Raw genomic sequence first — 6345 nt, 5'->3', positions numbered from 1 at the left:
CCCGCCCCCCCCCCCCCCCCCCCCCCCCCTCCCGCTTTGTTTTCATCCGGTCAGCCGAGCAGCTTGAAGATCGAAACGATCTTGTTGAGCGATCCAATGGGATCCTGCATATTCAGCAGGTTCCCCAGGATGCCCTTCGGCCGGTTCCCGTTCTGCGCCGTGCCTCGGTTCATCTGCTGTGGGCGCCCGGATGGCCGGGACATCTGCCGCGGCCCCATCTGCCGCTGTGCCGTCTGCTGCTGGCGGGGCTGCCGCATGGCCTGGCGCTGGGGCGTCTGGCCGGGTTGACGATTCTGCATAAAAACCTCCATGCGCCCGGCTTTGCCGGATCAGGCCAATCCCCGCCGCGCGGCGGGACCGGCCCGCGCTTTTGCCGGGCGGCGAAAGGACCGCGTTTTTTCGCGATTTCCTCTTGATGCCATCCTATGCGAAAAACGGCCGGCCGCCACGCCGTCCGTTTCTTTTTTCGTTTGGATTTTCCTGCGCGCCCATCGGTTCCCTCTGATCATTTCGCAGAAATTGCAGACAATAATGCCGAGGTGATTAAAATGGAACAGCCTTTGAACCAGAAGATCCCTCCCGAACCCCGGCGGACAGTCCTGTCGGAACAGGACCTCCGGGCGCTGTCCCAGCGGTTCGGCTCCACGCGCTCCTACCAGGGCAGCGTCGTCGGCATCACCGACGAACGCATGCGCCAGCTGGCGGAGCACTTTACACCATGAGCGGAGGCGGCAGCATGCAGACAAGCGATCTTTACGACCTGATCGCACAGGACGGCAGGGCGCACCGGTTTTTCGCCGCCCTGCCCGACGGCGTGCGCGACGCGGTGAGCTGGCAGGCCAAAAGCCTTCACAGCTTCCCCGAGCTGCAGGCCTGTGCGCAGGAGCTGCTCAGCGACTACGACTGAGGGGGAATTCGATGGATCAGCCCCTGGAGTACTATCCCATCCACTATGATGAGCTGGAAAGCTACCTCGTCGGCTACCTCAACGGCGAAGAGGCCGGTGGCGGGGAAGACGACATCCGAAGCGTGATCTGCTGAACGGGGCCGCGGCCCCGTTCTTTTTTTGTCAAAAAGCCGTCCCCATGTGGGGACGGCTTTTTTCATTCTTTGTTCACGACGTTGACTGGGCGGCCCGCCAAAAACGCCCGCAGGTTCTCCACGGCCACGTCCATCAGCCGCCGGCGTAACGCCCGTCAGCGAACCTGAATGTCGGCCTGATTCAGGAATTTGGAGCGGTCCGCCCAAAGGCCCAACGCCGGATTTGCAATGTAATAGACTTCCTCGCCGTCAATCAGGTTTGAGCCCGGTTTCATACGGCGGATATCATATTGCTGCATCATCTGCGCCAAATCCGCGTACTGGTATCCCACCCCTTCAATCTCGGCGCGGGTAAGCGCGCTCGGCGCATAGGTGATGGTAAAACGCCCGTCGGAGGACCCGTGGACCAAATGGGCGGCTACGCTTAGATTTTCGGAGAGAACCCGGTCTGTCCTGGCAAGCCGCAGGGCCGTCTTCCGCCCGCAGTAGCCGTACTTTCGAATGACCGCGTCGTTCTCCAGGTCCTCCCCAAACCGGGTAACCCCGGGAGCAAGAATCAACAAATTTCCTTCGTCCGCAATGGCCATACGGGTGCGGTAAACCGCCTTGTTTCCAAGCCAGGTAGTCCGAAACTCCTCCGGATCCAGGTAGACCACAACCTTTTTCAGAGGCTGTTCCAGAAAATTTATGTTATACCGCTGGCTGACCCGGATGGAATCACTGAACATCGCACGGTCCCGGCCGACGGCGAGGCTCCGCAGACTGATCCCATCATTATTTGGGGCGGTGACAGTAAGGATGTACGCCAACGGAAGGCCTTGGATAAAATGTTCCTCCGCATAGTCAAAAACGCGGTGTACCGGTGTCAGATCCCGGCCCATCATCCGCTCCATGCCGTAAAGCGCACCCAAAAAATGGCTTTGGTGGATTGTTCCGGCGCCGCCGCACCCTACAAAAACGTTTTTGTTGTAATTGGACATGCCAACCACCTCGTGCGGTACGACCTGTCCCACTGAAAGAATCAAATCATAACCCGGATCCAGCAGCCGCCGATTCACTTCCATTGGGATCGGCGTATCCATCCACCCCCCTGAAACCTCTTCCACAAACGCACCCGGCACCTCGCCGACCCGGATTACGTCGTTGCGCCAGTCGTGCACGCAGAACCATTCGTGCGGTACTCCTGGATACATTCGATCCAGCTCCTGGTTTGACATCGGCGTATGCGTGCCTAAGGCCGGCATGATATCGATTTTCGCCTGCGAAAGCAATTCGCAGAGCATCCTCACAATCGGGCCGGCATAAGAATTGGACCGGGTGATATCCGGCGGCAGGATCAGCACCCGGCCAAGCCGCTTATACCGGTTCAGATAGGCTTCCAACTGTTTGCGGACCTGCTGCCCGGTCAGCCCGGCGGGTGTCCGGGCCTCCTGAAAAAGGTAATCCACTCCGTTCCCCCCTCAGCCGTTTCCCTCTCGGTTCAGATCTTGCAGGAGATTCTTCGCTGCGAGCATCCCCATATTGGCTACCGCGCCTTTCGTGGAGGCCGCCGTATGGCTGCCCATAACCAGATTGTCAAGATGGTAAAGCGCCTCCTGCGTGGGTGGTTCCTGCGAAAAGGCATCGATCCCCGCAGCGAAAATTTGTCCGTCACCAAGCGCAACCGCCAGCGCCGCCTCGTCAATAAGTCCCCCCCGGGCGGTGTTGATCAACACAGCGGAAGGTTTCATCATCCGAAGCTGCATCCTGCCAATCATGCCCTTTGTCCGCTCGTTCAGCGGCAGGTGCAGCGAAATAAAGTCACAGGTATGGTAAATTTCCTCCGGCTGCGCCTGTTGGATACCGTAGGCACTAGCAAACGACTCGTCCCAATAAGGGTCGTAAGCCAACACCGTCATGCCGAAACCGCAGGCGGCACGTTTGGCGACTCCCCTCCCTACCGCACCAAGCCCCAAAATCCCCAGCGTCCTGCCATAAACATCCAGCGAGGTGCGCTTTCCCCAGTCACGGTTTCTGCACGCACGGTCGATGGGCACCACCCGGCGAGCCGCCGCAAGCATCAGCGCGAAAGTGAAGTCTGCCACCGCATCTGCGTTCGCCCCGGTCGTGACCGAAACAGGGATTCCCCTGCGTTTGGTTGCATCCAAATCGATGTTGTCGGTGCCAACGCCGTATTTGGCAATCGCCCGCAGCTTTTTTGCGGAACCGATTACCTCCGCGTCCATGGGATCGACCCCTACGATTACCCCTTCACATTCGGAAAGTTGCCTGATCATCTCCGCCTTGGGCAGGATCCCGCCGGAAACGTTGCGTACGACGGTAAATCCCGCATTCTCCAGCAGTCGCAGGGGCGCGTCATCTTCTTTGGCAAAGGATCGGGGAGTGGCAAGAATTTTTCTTATCTGCATGCCCGTGCCTCCCGGACCCGTTCGGTAAACTGCTTTGCAAGCATCCGAACGCCATCATAGTCACCGGCCTTTGCCGGCCCGGTCAGGCTTCCTCCTGCGCCGATTGCTGACGCGCCGTTTTTGATCCATTCGGCGGCGTTGTCCAGATTTACTCCGCCTGTCGGCATAAAGTTCGCCTGGGGCAGCGGTCCTTTGAACGCTTTGATAATTCCCGGCGTAAACGCCTCTCCCGGGAACAGCTTGATCAGGTCCACTCCCAGCTCCAGCGCTTCCACGGCATCCCGCATGGTTGTGACGCCCGGCATCACCGGCACGGCATAACGGTTGCACAGCCGCACCATGGCCTCCTGGAAGCAGGGGGAAACCACATAGCTCGCCCCCGACAGGATGGCAACCCGCGCCGTCTCGGTGTCCAGCACCGTTCCCGCGCCGATGAGGAACGAAGTGTTTTGGTACCTCTGCGACAGGTATTCGATGATTTTTTCCGCCCCCGGAACGGTAAAGGTGATTTCCAGCGCGGCCACACCGCCCTCGGCACAGGCCTCGGCGATCCGTACCGCCTGTTCCCGATCCTCTGCGCGCACCACCGCCACCACTCCGCAATCCAAGATTCGTCCGATGATTTCCTGCTTGTTCATATCCGATCCCCTCACTGCTGATAGACTTTGCTCCATTCATGAAATCGCTGCCGGTAGTACTCCGCCATGCAAGGATCGGGTAGAATCACCCGGTCCCCGGACGGCCGATACTGTTCCAGCCGTTCCAGCTTCCCCAACACCTGCATCCCCAGCACCGCCGCGCCGAGCATGGACGCCTGTTCGTTATTCGATACCACCAGTTCCCGCTGCCAGATGTCTGCCAGCATTTGCAACCAGAAATTCGATTTGCAGATGCCGCCGGAAACCCTGATTGTGTCAGGCGCGCCGCAGAGCTCCACAAGCTCCTCATAACACTGAAAAAGGTTGAAAAGGACCCCTTCCAGCACCGCATAATAGAGTTCTGCCGCGCCGTTTTCCGCTCCGAGCCCCCAAAAGACCGCCCGGCGTTCATCCCGCCATCCGGGGCAGCGCTCCCCGTTTATAAACGGCAGAAAGTATGGCATTCCCCGATGGGGAGTCAATTCTCTTTCGAGCTCGGCATAGCTTGAGCGTCCGCCCAGGACCCCCTTTGCCAGCCAGTCCACGCAGCCTGCCGCTGAAGCGGTAGCCGACCCGCAGAGCCAGCCGTCCGGCGCGAGGTAGCACCAAGTCCCCCCTTCCAGGGAAAATGTAGGGCGCGGAACAGACACACGAAGCGCGCCGCTTGTCCCGACCGACAGAGTCATCTCGCCCGGGTGCAACGCGCCCGCGCCCACCTGATTGAGTCCACCGTCAGGCCCCGGGACCATCACCGGGATGCCCGCGCGCAGCCCCAGCAGGCGGGCGGACTCCTCCCTCAGCGGCCGGGTTTCCCGACAGTTGCAGAGGCGCGGAAACTGAGCCTCCGCCATTCCCGTCATTGCAAGCAGGCGCGGGGCATACCTGCGTTCCGCGACATCCAGAAGCGACGTCCCGGCAGCGATAAAATCGCTGGTCAGGCGCTCCCCCGTAAGCTTGAAAAAGAGGTAACTCCCCTGGCAAAAGGCGAATTTATCTCCAAGCTCCATCCCTTGCCGGCGCAGGTGGATCAGCTTATAGAGCGGATACATCGCGTGTACCATGCACCCGCTGCAACGGTAGAGCAAACGTGTGAACTCCCGGTCTCTGCGGATTTCCGCGGTGGTTTCCGCCGCCGAAACGTCCGCCCAGCTGTAGATGGGTCCACATGGTTCCCCATCTGGGCCGCAGAGCAGAAGGCTGTGCCAGACGCTGCACAGAGAAACCAGTTCGATCTCCTCTTTGCAGTCCCAGACGACCTGCCTTCCCAGTTCCAGGATGTCCCGCCAGACCGTCCCTGCGTCCAGCAGTGACCGGTCCTCCCCAGCGTTCGCATAAGGCTTTGATAAAACGCGTATCGTCCCCTTTTCGGGGTGATAGACCATCGCCTTGGCGGAGGTCGTACTGGCCTCCAGCACGAGAATCACGGGACCGCCTCCTCTCAGACGCCGGAATAGGCACTAAACGCGCCGTCTACCGGAAGCACCACACCGTTGACGAAGGTCGCCTCTTCCGAGCAGAGGAATACAATCGCCCCGCAGAGTTCCTCCGGCGTTCCATAGCGGTTCATCGGTGTGTGAGCGAGGACCTTCCCGCCCCGTTCGGTGGGACTCCCGTCCTCCCTCTGCATCAGATACTGATTTTGCGCGGTCAGCAGGAAGCCCGGCGCAATCGCGTTGACCCGGATGTTCGGGCTGTACTCCTGGTTCATATGTACCGCCAGCCACTGCGTAAAATTAGAGATCCCCGCTTTGGCCGCACTGTAGGCAAGCGTTCTTGTAAGCGGCCGATAGGCCGCCATCGATGAAATATTGACAATGCAGCCGCCTCCTGTTTTCGCCATCTGCCTGCCCACGACCTGGGCGGGCAGTACACTGCCCAGCAGGTTCAGGTTGAAGACCCAAGTCAAGGCGTCCTCCGGCAGATCAAAAAAGCTCCGGTCTCCACTCGTGGTGGCGGTCGGCTTGTTGCCCCCGGCGCCGTTGATCAGTATATCAATCCCGCCCCAAGCTTCCTGCACAGCGGCGGCACAGGCTTCGACGCTCGTTCTGTCCAAAACATCCACCTTGATACCCATGGCCCGGCCGCCCTCAGAGCGGATTTCCTCCGCAACGGCAGTGGCACGTTCCTCCGACAGGTCGCAGACCGCGACGTTTGCTCCCTGAGACGCCAGCGCATGGGAAATTACCGAACAGATTACGCCTCCGCCGCCCGTCACCAGGGCGGTCTTTCCGGTTAAAGAAAAATTCAGTTTCATCGGG

At 60.0% G+C, this 6345-nt stretch carries 9 protein-coding genes; 3 read left to right on the top strand and 6 right to left on the bottom strand.

Features of this window, described 5'->3' with window-relative positions; genetic code table 11:
* Positions 1–50: 50 nt before the first annotated feature.
* Entirely contained in the window at positions 51–299 is a 249-nt protein-coding gene (locus NE609_RS11570) for a hypothetical protein (RefSeq protein ID WP_256152577.1), read from the bottom strand.
* Positions 300–548: 249 nt separating this feature from the next.
* On the opposite strand from NE609_RS11570, the gene NE609_RS11565 reads away from it, so the two are divergent.
* The 3 genes from NE609_RS11565 to NE609_RS11555 are packed head-to-tail and all read left to right on the top strand — an operon-like array spanning position 549 to position 1041.
* Positions 549–722, top strand: coding sequence for a hypothetical protein (locus tag NE609_RS11565; protein WP_172439284.1), 174 nt, complete (start codon positions 549–551; stop codon positions 720–722).
* 14 nt (positions 723–736) lie between these two features.
* Entirely contained in the window at positions 737–907 is a 171-nt protein-coding gene (locus NE609_RS11560) for a hypothetical protein (protein WP_158595612.1), read from the top strand.
* An 11-nt stretch (positions 908–918) separates the two neighbouring features.
* Complete coding sequence (locus NE609_RS11555; RefSeq protein ID WP_256152576.1) at positions 919–1041, top strand: hypothetical protein; 123 nt, start codon at positions 919–921, stop codon at positions 1039–1041.
* A 155-nt stretch (positions 1042–1196) separates the two neighbouring features.
* Here NE609_RS11555 and NE609_RS11550 read toward each other — a convergent pair whose 3' ends face one another.
* Genes NE609_RS11550 through NE609_RS11530 form a run of 5 tightly spaced genes read right to left on the bottom strand, consistent with a single transcriptional unit; the run spans position 1197 to position 6341 of the window.
* Entirely contained in the window at positions 1197–2489 is a 1293-nt protein-coding gene (locus NE609_RS11550) for a lactate racemase domain-containing protein (protein ID WP_256152575.1), read from the bottom strand.
* 12 nt (positions 2490–2501) lie between these two features.
* Positions 2502–3449 carry a phosphoglycerate dehydrogenase gene (locus NE609_RS11545; protein WP_256152574.1) on the bottom strand — a complete coding sequence of 316 codons (948 nt, stop codon included), beginning with the start codon at positions 3447–3449 and terminating at the stop codon, positions 2502–2504.
* Entirely contained in the window at positions 3440–4087 is a 648-nt protein-coding gene (locus NE609_RS11540) for a bifunctional 2-keto-4-hydroxyglutarate aldolase/2-keto-3-deoxy-6-phosphogluconate aldolase (protein ID WP_121586653.1), read from the bottom strand. Before NE609_RS11540 ends, NE609_RS11545 begins: the two co-directional genes overlap by 10 nt.
* Before the next feature lie 11 nt (positions 4088–4098).
* Complete coding sequence (locus NE609_RS11535; protein ID WP_256152573.1) at positions 4099–5511, bottom strand: FGGY-family carbohydrate kinase; 1413 nt, start codon at positions 5509–5511, stop codon at positions 4099–4101.
* A 14-nt stretch (positions 5512–5525) separates the two neighbouring features.
* Positions 5526–6341: an SDR family oxidoreductase gene (locus NE609_RS11530; protein ID WP_121586655.1), complete on the bottom strand. Its 816-nt coding sequence runs from the start codon at positions 6339–6341 to the stop codon at positions 5526–5528.
* Positions 6342–6345 lie beyond the last annotated feature (4 nt).

This window comes from Anaerotruncus sp. DFI.9.16, assembly GCF_024461615.1.
GTDB classification, from domain to species: Bacteria; Bacillota; Clostridia; order Oscillospirales; family Ruminococcaceae; genus Anaerotruncus; species Anaerotruncus massiliensis.
The sequence above is the reverse complement of the archived record's forward strand: the minus strand, read 5'-3'. Positions and strand labels throughout refer to the sequence as shown.